Below are 17,000 nucleotides of genomic sequence, written 5' to 3' on the forward strand. Positions count from 1 at the left end.
GGCGCGTGGGACCAGACCAGGTCGAACAGGCGGAACGTCGAGGGCGGCAGCGGAGGAACCGCGCCCCATCGGCGTCAGGGGATCGGAAATCATGCATCTGCACAGGGCACGTCGCGCGGGCATCTCGAATGTCGGGCGTCAGGGAAGCTACCTGCAACTGGGGCTGGGCCTGCTCCTGCTGTGCCTGGTGGGGCTGTGGTCCACGATGGCGGTCGCCGCGCCGTCGCCGCATTGCGGGCCGTTCAACATCTCCGTGGCTCATGGCGGCTCGCACACCATCGATGCCAGCGCCTGCGACGGCCCGGACAACTTGGGCATCGGCACCGTCGAGACCCTCCCAACGAACGGCACGGCGACGGTCAATCAGCTCGCTCAGACGGTGACCTACGTTCATAACGGCAATACGGCGACCAGCGACACCTTCGTATTCGACGACGGCCTCAACAACGACGTCACCGTCAACGTCACCATCGGCGCGCCGACCTCGCCGATCATCGTCAGCCCGGCCTCGATCTCGCCGGTGCTGGGCGTGCCCTTCAGCCAGGCGCTGAGCGCGACCGGCGGCGTCGCGCCCTACAGCTTCGTGCATACCAGCGGCACCTTGCCGACCGGCCTGACCTTCTCGGGCGGCGCGTTCGGCGGCACCCCGACCCAGCGCGGCAGCTTCGCGGTCAACATCACCGTGACCGATTCGAGCACGCCGACGCCGCTGACCACGGTCAAGTCGTATGCGATCGTCATTCCGATCGTGGCGCCGGTAATTTCGCCGACGACCCTGCCGGCGATGGCGGTCGGCATTCCGTACAACACGAGTTTGAGCAGCACCGGCGGCGTTGCGCCGTACATCTATTCGGTGCAGGCCGCACCTAACCTGCTGCCGCCGGGCTTGAGCCTGAGCAGCGGCGGCGTGATCAGCGGCACCCCGACCACCACCGGCACCTACACCTTCCGCATCCTGTCCGAGGACAGCAGCGGTTCGCAGGACGGCTCGGACAATATCGGCAACCGGCTTTACACTGTCACCGTCACGGCGGCGCCGGTCATCGTGGTCGACCCGGCCACGATTCCGGGCGCGACCGTCGGTGCCGCCTACAGTCAGACCTTCACCGCCAGCGGCGGCACTTCGCCGTACACCTTCGCGATCTCGGCGGGCGCCTTGCCGGCCGGCCTGACGCTGGCGAGCGGCGGCGGCCTGACCGGCACGCCGACTGCGGCGGGCACCTTCAACTTCACCGTGCGCGCGACCGATGCCAATACTTTCACCGGCACTCGCGCCTACACCCTGACCGTTGCCGCGCCGACGACCTCGATCGCACCGACGACCCTGCCCAACGGCACCGTCGCGGCGGCCTACAGCCAGTCCATCACTGCCAGCGGCGGCATCGCGCCGTACACCTACGCGATCACCGCCGGCGCCTTGCCGGCCGGCCTGAGCCTGGCCAGCAACGGCACGCTCAGCGGCACGCCGACCGCGGGCGGCAGTTTCAACTTCACCGTCACCGCGACCGGCAGCAGCACCGGCACCGGTGCCCCGCATACCGGTTCGCGCGCCTACACCTTGGTCATCGCTCCGCCGACGATCGCCCTGCCGGCGACGACTTTGGCCAACGGCACGGTCGCGGTGGCCTACAACGCCACTCTTAATCCCGCCAGCGGCGGCACCGCGCCGTACACCTATGCGGTGACCGCCGGCGCGCTGCCGCCCGGCATCAGCCTGAGCAGCGCCGGCGTGTTGTCGGGTACGCCCACTGCGGCTGGCACCTTCAACTTCGCCGTGACCGCGACCGACAGCAGCACCGGCACCGGCGCGTACAGTTCGGCACCGCGTGGCTACTCGCTGCAGATCATCAACATCCCGCCGGTCGCCAATCCGGTCTCGGCCACCGTCGCCTACGACAGCGGCGCCAACCCGATCACTTTGAACATCACCGGTGGCGTGCCGACCTCGGTGGCCATCGGTACGGCGCCGTTGCACGGCACCGCGATCGCCAGCGGCACCACGATCACCTACCAGCCGACCGCGGGTTATGCCGGGCCGGACAGCTTCACCTACACCGCGAGCAACGGCGCCGGTACCTCGGCACCGGCGACGGTCACCATCACGGTGAGTCCGCCGACGATCACCGTGGCCGCTTCCGGTCCGTTCTCCGCGCAGGTTGGCGTCGCCTACAGTCAGACCTTCACCTGGTCCGGCGGCACCCAGCCGTTCAGCGGTTACAACGTGACCGGCCTGCCGGCCGGCCTGAGCATCACCGGCACCACCGCCAACAGCGTGACCGTCAGTGGCACGGCGACTGTGGCCGGTACTTTCCCGCTCAATGCCAGCGCGACCGACAGCAGCACCGGCGACGGTCCGTTCACCGTCGGCCAGGCCTTCTCCCTGTCGGTGAGTGCGCCGACCCTGAGCATGACCCCGGCCGCCGGCACGCTGAGCGCGACCTACGCCACCGCTTATAGCCAGACCTTCGTCGCCAGCGGCGGCACCCCGACCTACGCGTACAGCGTTTCGGCGGGCGCCTTGCCCGCAGGTTTGAGCCTGGACGGCGGCACCGGCGTGTTGTCGGGAACGCCGACCGTGACCGGTTTGTTCACCTTCTCGGTCCGCGCCGTCGACAGTTCCACCGGTGCCGGCGCGCCGTTCGCGCGCACTCAGAACTACGTGTTGCAGGTCGCTGCGCCGACCATCGTGATCGCGCCGGCGACGTTGCCGGGCGCACAGACCGGCGTGAGCTACAACGAAGCGCTGAGCGCGAGCGGCGGCATCGGTCCGTACACCTTCGCGGTGACCGCCGGTGCCTTGCCGGCCGGCATCAGCCTGAGTTCGAGCGGCACGATCGCCGGCACGCCGACCGCAGGCGGTAGCTTCAACTTCACGGCCACCGCGACCGACGCCAACGGCCAGACCGGTTCGCGCGCCTACGCGCTGACCGTCGCGGCGGCGACCATCAGCGTTGCGCCGACGACGCTGCCGGCGGGCGGTGTGGCCCAGGTCTACAGCCAGACCCTGACCGCGTCCGGCGGCACGCCCGGCTACAGCTTCGCGATCACCGCGGGCGCCTTGCCGGCCGGCCTCAGCCTGGCCAGCAACGGCACGCTCAGCGGCACCCCGACCGCGGGCGGCAGTTTCAACTTCACCGTCACCGCGACCGACAGCAGCAGCGGCAGCGGTCCGTACACTGGCTCGCGTGCCTACACCTTGAGCATCGGCGCCTCGACCGTGGTGTTGCCGCCGACCTCGTTCGCCGGCCCGACCGTCGGATCGCCCTATAGCGCCAACATCAATGGGGCCACCGGCGGCACTTCGCCCTACAGCTATGCCGTGGCTTCCGGCGCGCTGCCGCCCGGCATGAGCTTCAGCAGCGCCGGCGTGATCAGCGGCACGCCGACGGCACCGGGCACGTTCAACTTCAGCGCGACCGCGACCGACAGCAGCACCGGTACCGGTCCTTACACGTCGGCGCCGCAGAGCTATTCGCTGACGGTCGCCGACATCGCGCCGGTCGCCAATCCGGTTTCGGCCACGGTGGCCTACGGCAGCGGCGCCAATCCGATCACCCTCAACATCACCGGCGGCATCCCGGCTTCGGTCGCGATCGCGGCGGCGCCGGCGCATGGCACGGCCATCGCCAGCGGCACTACGATCACCTACCAGCCGACTGCGGGGTATGCGGGCAGCGACAGCTTCACCTACACCGCGACCAATGTCGCCGGCACTTCGGCGCCGGCCACGGTCACCATCACGGTGAGCAACCCGACGATCACGGTGACCGCGGGCGGCCCGCTGACCGCGCAAGTCGGCGCCGCCTATACCCAGACCTTCACCTGGGCCGGCGGCACCTCGCCGTACAGCGGCTACAACGTCGCCGGTCTGCCGGCGGGCCTGAGCATCACCGGTATCACCGCCGACAGCGTCACCGTCAGCGGCACGCCGACCGCGGCGGGCAGCTTCAGCCTCAACGCCAGCGCGACCGACAGCAGCACCGGCAACGGTCCGTTCACCCAGGGCCAGGTGTTCACCTTGACGGTCGGCGCGCCGACTCTGGCGATGACCCCGGCTGCGGGCAACCTGCCGATGAACTACGGCGTCGCCACCACCATCAACTTCGCCGCGAGCGGCGGCTCGGCGCCCTACAGCTTCAGCCTCGTCGCCGGCTCGCTGCCGGTCGGCGTGAGCTTCAGTTCGGCCGGCGTGCTCAGCGGCACGCCGACAGTGCCGGGCAATTACAACGTCGCTGTCCGCGTGCAGGACAGCAGCACCGGCACCGGTGCGCCGTTCGCCCTGCAGCAGAACTACACCATCGTGGTCGCCACCCCGAGCATCGTCCTGGATCCGCCGACCTTGCCCAATGGCACCGCCGGCACCGCCTACAACACGACCATCACCGCCACCGGCGGCGTCGCACCGTACAGCTTCTCGCTGCTCAGCGGCGCCTTGCCGATCGGCATGAGCTTCTCCTCGGGCGGCACGCTGTCCGGCGTGCCGCGTTCGGACGGCAATTTCAGCGTGACTGTGCAGGGCACCGACAGCAACGGCCAGACCGGCTCGCGCGTGTACACCTTCACCATCGATCCGGCCACCGTGGTGATCTCGCCGGCGACCTTGCCGGGCGGCACCGTCGGCGTGGCCTACAACCAGAGCCTGAGCAGCAGCGGCGGCATCGCGCCGTATACCTACGCGATCGTCTCGGGCAACCTGCCGGTCGGCCTGTCCTTCAGTTCCGCCGGCGTGTACAGCGGCACCCCGACCACGGCCGGTAGCTACACCGCCAACATCCGTTCCACCGACGACGCCGGTTACAACACCACGGTGCCGTTGACGATCGTGATCGTCGACGCGGTGCCGGTCGCGGTCGACGACAGCGCCACTACGATGTCGAACCAGGCGGTGACGATCCCGGTCACGGCCAACGACACCGGCATCATCGCCAGCGTCGCGGTCGCCTCGGCGCCGAGCCACGGCACGGCAGTGGTCAGCGGCCTGGATGTGGTCTACACGCCGAGCAGCAACTACTTCGGTAGCGACAGCTTCACCTACACCGCCAGCGGTCCGGGCGGCACCTCGGCGCCGGCCACGGTGACGATCACCGTCAACGCGTTGCCGGTGCCGCAAGGCCAACCGCAAACGGCGACGATCCTGTCGACGCAGACCGCGACCATCGACGCGGCCGCCGGCGCCACCGGCAGCCCGTTCACCGGCGTGACCCTGCTGAGCCCGCCGTCGTCGGGCACGGCCGTGGTTACCGGCACCCAGATCGTCTACACCCCGGCGGCCAACACCGTCGGTCCGATCGCCCTGGTGTATACGCTCAACAACGCCTTCGGCCCGTCCGCGCCGATCACCTCGACGATCACCGTCAATGCGGTGCCGGTCGCGCAATCGCGTCGCGTCCGCACCATCGCGGGCGCCGCGGTCACGGTCGACCTCACCGCGGGCGCCACCGGCGGTCCGTTCACCGCGGCCACCCTGGTGTCGTTGACCCCGGCGTCGTCCGGCAGCGCCGCCATCAGCGGTTCCGGCGGCGTGTACACCTTGCGCTATACGCCGGTGATCGGCTTCTCCGGCGTCGCGCTGGCGAGCTTCACCCTCAACAACGCCCATGCGACCTCGGCGGTGGCGACCATCGAAATCGAAGTCATGCCGCGCAGCGATCCCTCCAAGGACGCCGAGGTGCTCGGCGTGCTCAACGCCCAGGTCTCGGCCACGCGCCGTTTCGCCAATTCGCAGATCGGCAACTTCCAGCAGCGCATGCAGGGCATGCACGAGGGCGGCAGCGACGGCGCGCGCTTCGACAACGGCCTGAGCTTCTCGATCGACCCGCGTTGCCGCGACGAAGCGCGGCGTACGCCGGGCAGCGATTGCCGCCAGCCCACGCTGGGCGACGAGCAGGCCGCGATCGAGCCCAAGCCGCCGGTCGAAGGCAGCGGGACGCGCTACGGCATCTGGACCGGAGGTTCGATCAACACCGGTAACCGCGACGGACGCAGCGGCGGCTCGGCCGGCTTCGACTTCGAGACCAGCGGCATCAGCGCCGGCGCCGACTACCGCCTGCGCGACGATTTCGCCCTCGGCGGCGGCATCGGCTACGGCCGCGACGACACCGACGTCGGTCAGCGCGGCAGCCGCAGCAAGGCCAAGAGCTACAGCGCGGTGTTGTACGCCAGCTACCACCCGGGCGAGAGCTTCTATCTCGACGGCCTGCTCGGCTATCAGTGGCTGTCGTTCGATACCCGCCGCTATGTCACCGACACCGGCGGCATGGTCCGCGGCGACCGCGACGGCACCCAGTGGTTCGCCTCGGTCTCGGCCGGCATGGACTACCAGCGCGACCGTCTGCACGTCTCGCCGTACGCCCGCCTCGACGTCGCTCGCGCCCGCCTGGACGGCTACACCGAACAGGGCGACGCGTCGTACTCGTTGACCTATCAGGGCATGGACGTCGATACCACCACGACCAGCCTCGGCGTGCGTCTGGACTACCGTTATCCGGTGCGCCTGGGCACGTTCTCGCCGATGGTCCTGCTGGAGTACCAGCACGACTTCCAGGACGAGAGCTTCGCGACGATGAGCTATGCCGACATGGTTGGTGGTCCGTTCTTCCGCGCCCGCCTCGAAGGCCTGGACCGCAACCGCTTCGTGTTCGGCATCGGCGCGGTCTTGCAGACTGAGCGCGACCTGGTTCTGCGCTTCGAGTATCGCGGCCTGTTCGGCAGCGGCAACGACGACGACAACAGCTTCATGATCAACATCGAGAAGAAGTACTGATCGCCCCTGGCGCGGCTCCGGCCGCGCCAGACGGGCAGGGCCCGAAACACCCGGTTTTGCTGGGTGTTTCTTTTCAAGGGCTCTGCAAGCGAACCGCCGGCGAAGACCGGCATCCAGGACCTCCCACCCGCCGTTCCCGCGCGGGGGGTACGAAACCTCCCACCCGTCATCCCCGCAAAGGCCGAATACGGGACTACCCGGCCGTCATCCCCGCGAAGGCGGGGATCCAGGGCTTCATCCCGACAGAACCCGAAGTCTCGGCAACCCCGCCACCGGCGAGCCGCCATGCCGCGTCCACGGCAACATGCCAAGATGCCGCCATCGCCCCTGCGTAACCTTGCCGCGATGCCGATGTCGTTCGCCGAATCCAGACCCAGCCTGCCCGAGACGCTGCTCGCGGCACTGCCGCTGCAGCTTCCGCCCGAGCAACGCGCTGCGCTCGAAGCCGCGTATGCGACGCCGGCGCGCGCCTATCACAACATCGGCCATGTCGCCGAAGTGCTGCGCCATTACCTCGACGTCGCCGCCGGCCCGGGCTGGCGGCAGCCGCGCGAGGTCGCGTTGGCGGTGCTGTATCACGATGCGATCTACGAGGCAGGGCGGCGCGACAACGAGGCGCGTTCGGCCGTGCTCGCACGCGAACACATCGCGCGTTGGTGGGCGGAGGCCGGCATCGACGCCGACCGCGTCGCCGAACTGATCGATCTGACCGCGCGCCACGGCGCCATCGCCCGCGACCAGGTGGATGAGGAGACGCGCCTGTTTCTCGACGGCGACATGGCCATCCTCGGCGCCGAACCGGCGGTGTTCGACGCCTACGATCGCGGCATCGCCTCGGAATACCGCGGCCATGTGCCGGGGCCCTTGTTCCGGCTGAATCGCCGCCGTTTTCTCAAGGGGCTGCTCAAGCGCGAGCGGATCTTCCTCAGCGATTACTACCACGCCCGTTACGACGCGGCGGCCCGCAACAACCTGCGCCGGGCGATCACCACCAAACGCTGAGCGGGCAGGGCAGGGATGCCGCTGCACCCGCGCGCCTGGTTCTCCTCGAAAAACTAAGGGCCGCCGCATCGCTGCGGCAGCCCTCGTGTTCGAGCGCCGGCGGTCCTCGCCGCCGGACGGGTTGGTTTCGTTTATGTCAGCTGGACAACCGGCCCAGCGAGCTGTCGAGCACGCGTTGCAGCTTGCGCGCCGCGCCGCTGATCGCTCCGCGCATGGTGTCGGCGTCTTCGGTCGCGGCCACCGGCGGGCGGCCCTCCAGACGCGCTTCCATGGTGCAATGTTTGTCGCCGCCGCCGGCCTTGGCGCCGTTGACGTCGCGCAGGTGGACTTCGACCCGGGTGACCTGGTCGCGGAACCGCGACAGGCTGTGGTCGACCACGCCTTCGACGTGCTGGGCAAGCGACTGATCGCCGCGGAGATGGTGGTCGGTGTTGAGCTGTACCTTCATGCAAACGCCTCCTGATGGAGCAGTTGAGAGGGCAACGCCGCCGCCCTTGCGGCGGCGTTTCACGCGGTCCGGGCCTGCTTGGCCGTCTTGTCTGGGCCGCGCAATTGATGGGACCGCGGTTTCCGCGGAAGGTTCGCGGCTCGGTTCAGGTCCGGCCCAGGGGCCGCATGTCAGGCCCGCGGAGGCGCCGCGCGGTAGAATGGCGGCATGATCGTCAATATCGCCGCCTACCATTTCGCCGTTATCGACGACCCGCCGCAGCTAGCCACCTGGGTCCGTGAACAGGCCGAAGCCGGCGAGCTGCGCGGCACCGTGCTGGTTGCGGGCGAGGGCATCAACCTGTTCCTGGCCGGCGCCGCTGCGCCGATCGAGGCGCTGCTCGACGGCCTGCGCGCCGACCCGCGCTTTGCCGGTCTGGTCGTCAAGTACAGCCACAGCCGCAGCCAGCCGTTCGCCCGGCTCAAGGTCAAGCTGAAGAAGGAAATCATCGCCTTCCGCCGCGATAAGTCCTCGCCCTTGCACGAGCGCGCACCAACCGTGACGCCGGACACGCTTGCGCATTGGCTCGATCGCGGTCACGACGACGACGGCCGCCGGGTCGTATTGCTGGACACGCGCAACCGCGAAGAAGTCGATTACGGCAGCTTCGCCGACGCGCTGACCTTGCCGATCGACAATTTCACCGAACTGCCCGAGGCCTTGGCGCCGCACCGCGAGGCCTTGGCCGATGCGACCGTGGTCAGCTTCTGCACCGGCGGTATCCGCTGCGAAAAGGCCGCTTTGTGGCTGCGCGCCGACGGCATGGACAATCTGCTCCAGCTCGACGGCGGCATCCTCGGTTACTTCGAGCAGGTCGGCGGCCGTCATTACCAGGGCCGCTGTTTCGTGTTCGATGAACGCGTGGCGCTCGATCCGGCGCTGCAGCCCCTGCACGATGCGGCTGCCTGAGCGCAGCCCACGGCCCGCGCGGCCTTACGAACTATTAACGGCCAACGGTTAGGCTGCGCGTTCGCGCCGCGCCGGCACTTCGTGCGGGCTTCCCCCAGCGACGCGACACGGGCCTGCGTCGGCATTGCCGACGCATCCGCGACCTGCAGCAACCGAACCAGGATTTTGCACAGAGGACCCCTGATGAACCGACGTCTGTTCCCCGCTTTGTCGACGCTCGCGCTCGCCGTCGTGGCGCTCGCCGCGTGCAACCAAAGCGCGCCGGTCAACACTGCCGCCCCGCAGGAAACCACCGCGGCCCTGCCGCAGGCGCCGCAGGCGGTGCCCGACCCGAACGCCGAACCGGTCTCGCGCGCGGCCCCGCCGATGCTGCCGCCGGTCGCCCTGGGCACGTTCGAGCCCGGCAACCCGGTCGCCCAGGCGACCACCGGCAAACTCACCATCGACGATCTCGAACTCAAGGGCGAGAACGGCTCGCTGTACAAGACCGAGCGCGTCGCGCTGGTGCGCGGCGGCGACCAATACACCGCCGGCGAAACCTACGGCGCGATCATGCAGGTCGAAGCCAGCCAGCCGATCGAGCTGCGCCGCGTGATCGAGCAGGTGCCGCCGAAGGAAACCCCGGGCAACGCGTTCTGCGGCACCACCCCGACCGGTTTCATCGCGCTGGCCAAAGTCACCGAAAGCACCGGCGACGTGGTCAAGCTGATCGCGCTGCAGGGCAGCAACGTACCGGCCGCGACCGCAGAAGGCGTGGGCCTGTGCGCCTCGATGTTCTACATGGGCAAGGCGAGCGAGAAGCCGGCGGCCTGAGCACCGGCGCGGCCGCGCCGGTGGTTTGCGCACGCTGATGAGCCATCGCCGACCGGAGAGGCCTGACGGCCTTGGGAGATAACGATGGACCGTTGTCATGCGCTCGCGGCAGCGCTGGTTGTTGCCGGTCTGCTCCAGGCCGGTCCCGTACCGGCAACCGAAAGCGTGCCGGAGAAGGACGTCGTCGTTACCAAGTCCAGCTTCAAAGGTATCTGGCCGCTGCCCTACGAGAGGGCGACGCTGACCTGCCGCCCCAGAGGGTATGCGAATACGATGGCCACGCCTGAGGGGAAGTTCGCCCTCAACGAGGCGGCCAAGGCGGAAGGATTTCCGGAGTTGAACACCTTGCGCCTGAAGGGCCGGCAGGCATCCGACAGCAAGACCGGTTTGGACAAGCTCGCCAAGGCCGCGGACGAGTTCTGCACGAGGAGCTGGTCGCGTTCTTGAGGACGCGCCAGGCCAACAAGGGAGTGCTCCATGCCGGACTCGGCCGACAAACAGGCGCTGTTGATCGGGTTGAAGCAGCATCTGGCAGCGGAAATACGCCGCATCCAGACCAGGCTCGAAATCCAGGACAACTCGCAGGACAGAATTCATTTATCCGATTGCACGGATAACCTGCGTTCGCTCGAGCGTGCGCAGACCCCGGAGTCGTCGATTCTGGTGATCGAAATCGAAGAGAGCGAGTTCTATCTGGATCGGCTGAGCGACACCAGGAGTTACCTGGACCTGGTGGCCAAGGTGCCTTATCCGCTGTCGGGAACAGCGCTGATCGAAGGCCGCGAGTATCGATTGTCGAAGCACTCGTCGTGGCACGAGAGCGTAGGCCCGGGTACGGAATTCAACGGCGCTTCGAGGCGCGACGAGCGCTGGACGAGCCGCTTGGTCGTCAGGTCGAAGCTCTGACAGGTCGCCGCGCCGTCGTCGAAGCCGTAGCGGATCACCCGACGCGCGCAAGGCGCCCCGCGCGGCTCATTCGTCCGCGGCACCCAGCAGGTGCTGCGCGGCCGCGCGCCCCGCGATCAGACCGCTGGCGAAGCAGGCGGTCAACAGATAGCCGCCGGTCGGGGCTTCCCAATCGAGCATTTCGCCGGCGCAGAAGATCGCCGGCTTCGATGCTTCCAGGCTGGAATCGCCCTCGGTCGGCGCAAGCAGGCGCAGTTGCGAATCCAAGGCTTCCAGCCGCACGCCGCCGGCGCTGCTGATCACTTCGGCGATCGGGCGCGCGCGCAGCAGACGCAGCGGCAGGCGCTTGATCGTCTGCGCGACGACGGCCGGATCGTTGAGGCCATCCTTGCCCAATACCTCGAACATCAGCGCGGCCTTGACCCCATCCAGGCCAGTCTGGCGCCGCAGATGCTCGCCGACGCTGCGGCCGCGGCGCGGCTGGGCGAAATCGCGTTGCAGGCGATCGAGTTCGCGACCGGGCGCCAGGTCCAGGCGCAACACCGTTTCGCCGTGCGCGGCGATGCGGTCGCGCAGGCCCGCCGACAAGGCATAGATCAGGCTGCCTTCGATGCCGGTCGCGGTGATCACGCATTCGCCCTGCAAGCTGTGTTCGCCGGCTTCGTCGTGCCAATGCGCGATCACCGGCTTGAGCGGTGCGCCGGCATGGCGGCTGGCGAAATGTGGGCTCCAGCCGATGTCGAAGCCGCAGTTCGAGGGTTGCAGCGGGGCGACGTCGATGCCGCGTTCGCTCAGCCACGGCGCCCAGGCGCCGTCGGAACCGAGTTCGGGCCAACTACCGCCGCCGAGCGCCAGCACCGTCGCCGCGGCTTGCACCCGCGACTCGCCCTCGGGCGTGGCGAAACGCAGGGCGCCGTCCTCGCTCCAGCCGGTCCAGCGGTGATGGACGTGGAAGCGCACGCCGTCCTCGCGCAACCTGCGCACCCAGCCGCGCAGCAGCGGCGCGGCCTTGCGGTCCATCGGGAACACTCGCCCGGAGGTGCCGACATAGGTGTCCACGCCGAAGCCGCGCGCCCATTCGCGCAAGGCTTCGCCGTCGAATTGATCGAGCCAGCGGCCGACCGCCTCGCTGCGCGCGCCGTAGCGGCGGTCGAAGGCCGGACGCGGTTCGCCGTGGGTGAGGTTGAGCCCGCCCTTGCCGGCGATCAGGAACTTGCGCCCGACCGAGCCCATGGCGTCGAACAGGTCCACCTCGACGCCCAGAGCGCGCGCGGTCTGCGCGGCCATCAGGCCGGCAGGGCCGCCGCCGATCACGACCAGGCCGGGCAGGGTGCTTGCGTTGACGGACATGGGCGGTAAGGCACGGCGGCGCGGTAGCGGCCGGCCATTATGCCGCCGCGGCGTGCGGGCCGCGCCCACGCACGACTTCCGACCTCTGGCGCCCGCCGCGACGATCGCCGAGAGTGGGCGTTTTTCCGGGAAGGACAACGATGCGAGCCAACGACTGGAAGGCGCACGGCGCCGGTCTGCTGTTGTGCGTGAGCGCCGCCGGTGCGGCCGCGCAGGCGCCCGAAGCGGCGGCCGCGGCCGCGGCGCCGGCGCTGCCCGAGCAGTTGCAGGATTTCGACGCCTACGTCGAAGCGGTGCGCAAGCAGTTCGAGGTGCCCGGCATCGCGGTGGCGATCGTCAAGGACGGCCAGGTCGTGCTCGAACGCGGCTACGGCCTGCGCGAGATCGGCAAGCCCGAGCCGGTCGACGCCCACACCCTGTTCGCCATCGCCTCCAATACCAAGGCCTTCACCGCCGCCGCGCTGTCGATGCTCGCCGACGAAGGCAAGCTCAGCCTCGACGACCGGGTGATCGACCGCTTGCCCTGGTTCCGCATGGCCGACCCCTACGTGACCCGCGAGATGCGCCTGCGCGATCTGCTCGCCCACCGCAGCGGCCTGGGCCTCGGCGCCGGCGACCTGCTGTATTGGCCGGGCACCGACTACAGCAACGAGGAAGTCGCCCGCCGTCTTGCCGAAGTACCTCTTAGCGGCGGCTTCCGCGGCCAGTACGCCTACGACAACATCCTCTACGGCGTCGCCCAACTGGTGATCGAGAAGGTCAGCGGCCAGAGCTATCGCGACTTCCTTGCCCAGCGCATCTTCGCCCCGCTCGGCATGGACGAGACGCGCTACAACAGCGACGCCCTGCGCAGCGGCGATGCGGTCGCGAGCGGCCATGCCAAGGCCGATTTCAAGGATCTGCAGACCGCGCCGCGGATGACCTGGGCCAATGTCGCCGGCGCCGGCGGCCTGTACTCGAGCGTGCACGACATGAGCAAGTGGATGCGCGTGCAGCTCGACGGCGGGGTCTACGGGCGCGACGGCGACCAGGAGCGGCGCTTGTTCAGCGCCAAGCGCCAACAGGCGATGTGGTCGGTGGTCACGCCGATGCCGATCGCCGAACCCTCGGTGCCGGAACTGGCGCCGGCGAAGCCGAATTTCGCCGGTTACGGCGAAGGCTGGCAGTTGACCGATTACCGCGGGCGCAAGTTGGTCTGGCATACCGGCGGCTGGCCCGGCATGGTCTCGCGGGTGACCCTGGTGCCGGAGCAAAAACTCGGCGTGGTGGTGCTGACCAACGCCGAACTCGGCGGCGCCTTCCAGGCGGTGACCATGCGCGCGCTCGACGCCTACCTGGGCGCGGCCAAGACCGACTGGAACGCGGCCTATGCCGCGGCCCTGGCCAAGAGCCGCAGCAAGGCCGACGACGACTGGAGCAAGCACGTCGCCGCGCGCGATGCGAACTCGAAGCCGTCGCTGCCGTTGCAGGCCTATGCCGGCACCTATCGCGACCCGTGGTATGGCGACGTCTTCGTCGAAGCGGCCGGCAACGGCCAATGGCGGCTGCGTTTCGGCCGCAGCAAGGATCTGGTCGGCGAACTCAGCCACTGGCAGCACGACACCTTCATCGTCCGCTGGAATCAGCGCTGGCTCAACGCCGACGCCTTCGTCAACTTCGCCCTGACCCCGGACGGCAAGGTGCGCGAAGTGCGGATGGAGGCGATCTCGCCGCTGACCGACTTCAGCTTCGACTTCCAGGACCTGCGCCTGGCGCCGGTGGCCGCCGCGGAAAAGGACACGGCTCCGCCTGCCCCTGCGCCTGCGGCGAAGGGCGCCCCGGTCAAGGCCGGCCCGGCCGCGGGCAAGCGCGAGGGTTGAGCGAAGCGAGGACGTCATCGGAGCCACGGACGCCGCACGCAGCCGTCATGGCCTACCAAGCCTGTGCGACGCTCCAGGTAAAGCGGGAGTGGGTCGCGATCCGACGACCGGCAGCGTTTTCCTGGCCGGGCGAGGTAGGGGGGCGGCGATCCTGTCTCGTTGTTAGCTAGGACTGGGTACCCGGTCGTCCCCGCCTGCATGTCTCCAGGATGCCGGCGGCAGCTTGTGGCGCATAGGGACCGTGCCCATTGCGTCACTTAAGGCCCTGCATCGCTGTGTCCCGCGATGCAGGGCCTTCTTCATTGCGCGGCCGGATTGCGCAGGGCCGGCGCCGTCCTCAGGCGAACGCGGCGCGCAAGGCCGCCGCGGCTTGCTCCAGGGCCGCATCGGCGTCGTCGTTCTTGCCTTGCTGCAACAGGAAGCCGTGGATCTGCCCGTCCCAGCGCTGCAGGCGCGTGGGCACGCCGGCCTCTGACAGCGCCTGTGCATAGGCCTCGGCCTCGTCGCGCAGCACGTCGTACTCGGCGCTGAATACGGTCGCGTCGGCGAGACCGCGCAGATCCTGCGAACGCAGTGGCGAGGCACGCGGATCGGCCGGGTCGGCATCGGCAAGGTACTGGCGCCAGTACCAATGCATCATCGGCGCGCTGAGGAAATAGCCTTCGGCGAACTCGCGATAGGACGGCCGGTCGCAAGCGGCGTCGAGCACCGGATACAACAACAACTGATGGCGCAAACGCAGCCCGTCGCGCGAGGCACCCTGCGCGAGCGCGGCGGCGAAATTGCCGCCGGAGCTGTCGCCGGCGACGGCGATGCGTTCGTCGTCGCCGCCGATCGCGGCCGCCTGACCATACGCCCACAGCAAGGCGGCATGAGCGTCGTCGAGCCCGGCCGGAAACGGAGCCTCGGGAGCGAGGCGGTAGTCGACCGAGATCAGCAGGGTGCGCGCCAACGCGGCCAAGGTGCGGCACAGGCCGTCGGTGGTGTCGGGGCTGCCGAGGACGAAGCCGCCACCGTGCAGGTATAAGGTCATCGGCCATCGCGGCGGATCGGACGCCACGCGCTCAGGGCGGTACAGACGTACCGGGATGGAGCTGCTGGGGCCCGCGATCGCATGCTCCTCGATCCGTACGTCGGCGCGCGGCGGCGCGGACGGTGCGGGCAAGACGAAATCGGCGCGCAGTCGGGCGGCCTCGAGGCGCTCGAAGTCGAGTGCCGGGCCATCGGCATAGGCATCGATCATGGCGCGGGCTTGCGGGTGCAGAGGCATAGCGGTTCCGAAACGGGAAGGTCCGCGCAAGCTACGCGCGCCGCAATCGGCGATAAACGCTGCAGCAATCCGGACATATCGGAACGAGGCGCCGTAATCGCGGGGCGGGCTTGGGGCGCTGCCGCCGCGGCTGTCTGTATGACCACGGCGTTTGTTCCGAGGCGGGGCGAACCGCTCGGTGGGGGCGCCCTGATGCCGTAAGCGATGCAGGTGGCACGTCGGCGGACGGGTCGGCAGGCAATGGAGTTCGTCGCCGTGAGCTCTGCGCAACGACCACGGACGAGAGGCCTTGATCCGGACGCTGAGGGGCCGGATGCTTCGCTCAGGCATCGGCCCAGGGATCGGCATGCGAACTCACGGCACCTTGATCAAATGGAACGATGAGCGCGGGTTCGGATTCATCGCCCCGGCCCAGGGCGGCGACGAGTTGTTCGTGCATATCTCCGAGTTCAACCGCCGCGGCGTCAGGCCCGCACTCAACGAATTGGTGTCGTTCGAGATTCGTACCAAGAGCGACGGCAAGCGAGAGGCCGTTCGGGTCATGCGGGCAGGTGAGGGCAAGAGGACACCGTCGGCGCGACGCCGCGATTCGGACGCTCCTGCGCGCAGCGCGATCGGTATCGCGGCCCTGGCGGTCGCGGCCATCGTCGCGGTGGGCGGATACGTCTACAGCCGCTCGACGCCGCCGCATCCGGATGGCATCGAGTCCACACGCCCGGCGGCATCCGCATCGCCGGCCGCGTCGCTACGGGAATCGGTGGCGGCCCCCGCGCCGGACTCGGCATCCTCATCCGGGCCTGCGTCGGTACGGTCGTCGACGCAGTCGTCGCAGGGTTTCGTTTGCGATGGCCGTCAGCATTGTTCGCAGATGAGTTCGTGCGCCGAGGCCGAGTATTTTCTTCGCCATTGTCCCGATACGAAAATGGACGGCGATGGCGACGGAGAACCTTGCGAGCAACAGTGTCCGCGCTAGCGATGGATGCGCAGGTGCGTCGTGGCATACGAGCATCGGTGCATCGGTGCGGGCTCTGCCGGGCAGTCGCGGTGATTCGTAGTTGGTCAACCCCGCGCAGGCGGGGATCCGGAGACTTCGGAGTCGTGCCGCGATACAGCCCTGGATCCCCGCCTTCGCGGGGATGACGGCGGGAGCTTGTGGCGCAAGGGACCGTGCCCGTTGCGTCACTTAAGGCCCTGCATCACCGTCTCCTGCGATGCAGGGCCTTCTTCATTGGGCTTCCGGCACGACCCTCATCCGTCCTTCGGGCACCTTCTCCCACAAGCGGGAACGACCCTCATCCGCCCTTCGGGCACCTTCTCCCGCAAGCGGGAATGGCCCTCATTCGCCCTTCGGGCACCTTCTCCCGCAAGCGGGAACGGCCCTCATTCGCCCTTCGGGCACCTTCTCCCGCAAGCGGGAATGGCCCTCATTCGCCCTTCGGGCACCTTCTCCCGCAAGCGGGAGCAACCCTCATCCGCCCTTCGGGCACCTTCTCCCGCAAGCGGGAGAAGGAAACAACCCTCTGTCGCGGAAAGAGTCGAATCCTGAAACTGCGGGAGAGGGGTTGGGGTGAGGGCGGCCAGCCGCGGAGCGATCGGGTTCTCATTGCCTTGATCACGGTCGAGGCATGCTCCAGCCGATGT

At 68.8% G+C, this 17,000-nt stretch carries 11 protein-coding genes; 8 read left to right on the forward strand and 3 right to left on the reverse strand.

Annotation, left to right across the window (positions count from 1 at the left end; genetic code table 11):
* The first annotated feature begins 91 nt into the window (after window positions 1-91).
* Together LC490_RS09600 and LC490_RS09605 are read left to right on the forward strand one after the other, a co-directional pair.
* Window positions 92-6,763, forward strand: a complete 6,672-nt coding sequence (locus LC490_RS09600; RefSeq protein WP_223620055.1) for a putative Ig domain-containing protein — start codon at window positions 92-94, stop codon at window positions 6,761-6,763.
* 390 nt (window positions 6,764-7,153) lie between these two features.
* Window positions 7,154-7,765, forward strand: coding sequence for a hypothetical protein (locus LC490_RS09605; RefSeq protein WP_223620227.1), 612 nt, complete (start codon window positions 7,154-7,156; stop codon window positions 7,763-7,765).
* A 136-nt stretch (window positions 7,766-7,901) separates the two neighbouring features.
* On the opposite strand, the gene LC490_RS09610 is transcribed toward LC490_RS09605, so the two are convergent.
* Window positions 7,902-8,213 carry an HPF/RaiA family ribosome-associated protein gene (locus LC490_RS09610; RefSeq protein ID WP_031373189.1) on the reverse strand — a complete coding sequence of 104 codons (312 nt, stop codon included), beginning with the start codon at window positions 8,211-8,213 and terminating at the stop codon, window positions 7,902-7,904.
* Between the two features lie 207 nt (window positions 8,214-8,420).
* Between LC490_RS09610 and LC490_RS09615 the strand changes: the two genes are divergently transcribed.
* The 4 genes from LC490_RS09615 (at window position 8,421) to LC490_RS09630 (ending at window position 10,880) form a co-directional block, all read left to right on the forward strand.
* Window positions 8,421-9,161, forward strand: coding sequence for a sulfurtransferase (locus LC490_RS09615; protein ID WP_031373190.1), 741 nt, complete (start codon window positions 8,421-8,423; stop codon window positions 9,159-9,161).
* Between the two features lie 183 nt (window positions 9,162-9,344).
* Window positions 9,345-9,974, forward strand: coding sequence for a hypothetical protein (locus tag LC490_RS09620; RefSeq protein WP_223620056.1), 630 nt, complete (start codon window positions 9,345-9,347; stop codon window positions 9,972-9,974).
* A gap of 84 nt (window positions 9,975-10,058) precedes the next feature.
* The gene (locus tag LC490_RS09625; RefSeq protein WP_223620057.1) at window positions 10,059-10,421 is read left to right on the forward strand and encodes a hypothetical protein; all 363 of its coding nucleotides are present in this window, start codon (window positions 10,059-10,061) and stop codon (window positions 10,419-10,421) included.
* A 30-nt stretch (window positions 10,422-10,451) separates the two neighbouring features.
* Window positions 10,452-10,880 carry a hypothetical protein gene (locus LC490_RS09630; protein ID WP_223620058.1) on the forward strand — a complete coding sequence of 143 codons (429 nt, stop codon included), beginning with the start codon at window positions 10,452-10,454 and terminating at the stop codon, window positions 10,878-10,880.
* A gap of 66 nt (window positions 10,881-10,946) precedes the next feature.
* Here the strand turns inward: LC490_RS09630 and LC490_RS09635 are convergent, their stop codons facing one another.
* Window positions 10,947-12,230, reverse strand: coding sequence for a TIGR03862 family flavoprotein (locus LC490_RS09635; protein ID WP_223620059.1), 1,284 nt, complete (start codon window positions 12,228-12,230; stop codon window positions 10,947-10,949).
* 140 nt (window positions 12,231-12,370) lie between these two features.
* Here LC490_RS09635 and LC490_RS09640 point away from each other — a divergent pair, with 140 nt between their 5' ends.
* Complete coding sequence (locus tag LC490_RS09640; protein ID WP_223620060.1) at window positions 12,371-14,089, forward strand: serine hydrolase; 1,719 nt, start codon at window positions 12,371-12,373, stop codon at window positions 14,087-14,089.
* A 337-nt stretch (window positions 14,090-14,426) separates the two neighbouring features.
* On the opposite strand, the gene LC490_RS09645 is transcribed toward LC490_RS09640, so the two are convergent.
* The gene (locus LC490_RS09645) at window positions 14,427-15,359 is read right to left on the reverse strand and encodes an alpha/beta hydrolase (protein ID WP_223620061.1); all 933 of its coding nucleotides are present in this window, start codon (window positions 15,357-15,359) and stop codon (window positions 14,427-14,429) included.
* Between the two features lie 289 nt (window positions 15,360-15,648).
* Here LC490_RS09645 and LC490_RS09650 point away from each other — a divergent pair, with 289 nt between their 5' ends.
* The gene (locus tag LC490_RS09650; protein ID WP_223620062.1) at window positions 15,649-16,332 is read left to right on the forward strand and encodes a cold shock domain-containing protein; all 684 of its coding nucleotides are present in this window, start codon (window positions 15,649-15,651) and stop codon (window positions 16,330-16,332) included.
* Window positions 16,333-17,000 lie beyond the last annotated feature (668 nt).

Origin of the sequence: Lysobacter sp. ESA13C, from assembly GCF_019970005.1 — a bacterium.
GTDB lineage: Bacteria > Pseudomonadota > Gammaproteobacteria > Xanthomonadales > Xanthomonadaceae > Lysobacter > Lysobacter antibioticus_B.

Coding starts and splice junctions, on each gene's coding strand:
- LC490_RS09600 (WP_223620055.1), top strand. CDS start 92: ATGCATCTGCACAGGGCACGTCGCGCGGGCATCTCGAATGTCGGGCGT.
- LC490_RS09610 (WP_031373189.1), bottom strand. CDS start 8,213: ATGAAGGTACAGCTCAACACCGACCACCATCTCCGCGGCGATCAGTCG.
- LC490_RS09615 (WP_031373190.1), top strand. CDS start 8,421: ATGATCGTCAATATCGCCGCCTACCATTTCGCCGTTATCGACGACCCG.
- LC490_RS09620 (WP_223620056.1), top strand. CDS start 9,345: ATGAACCGACGTCTGTTCCCCGCTTTGTCGACGCTCGCGCTCGCCGTC.
- LC490_RS09625 (WP_223620057.1), top strand. CDS start 10,059: ATGGACCGTTGTCATGCGCTCGCGGCAGCGCTGGTTGTTGCCGGTCTG.
- LC490_RS09630 (WP_223620058.1), top strand. CDS start 10,452: ATGCCGGACTCGGCCGACAAACAGGCGCTGTTGATCGGGTTGAAGCAG.
- LC490_RS09635 (WP_223620059.1), bottom strand. CDS start 12,230: ATGTCCGTCAACGCAAGCACCCTGCCCGGCCTGGTCGTGATCGGCGGC.
- LC490_RS09640 (WP_223620060.1), top strand. CDS start 12,371: ATGCGAGCCAACGACTGGAAGGCGCACGGCGCCGGTCTGCTGTTGTGC.
- LC490_RS09645 (WP_223620061.1), bottom strand. CDS start 15,359: ATGCCTCTGCACCCGCAAGCCCGCGCCATGATCGATGCCTATGCCGAT.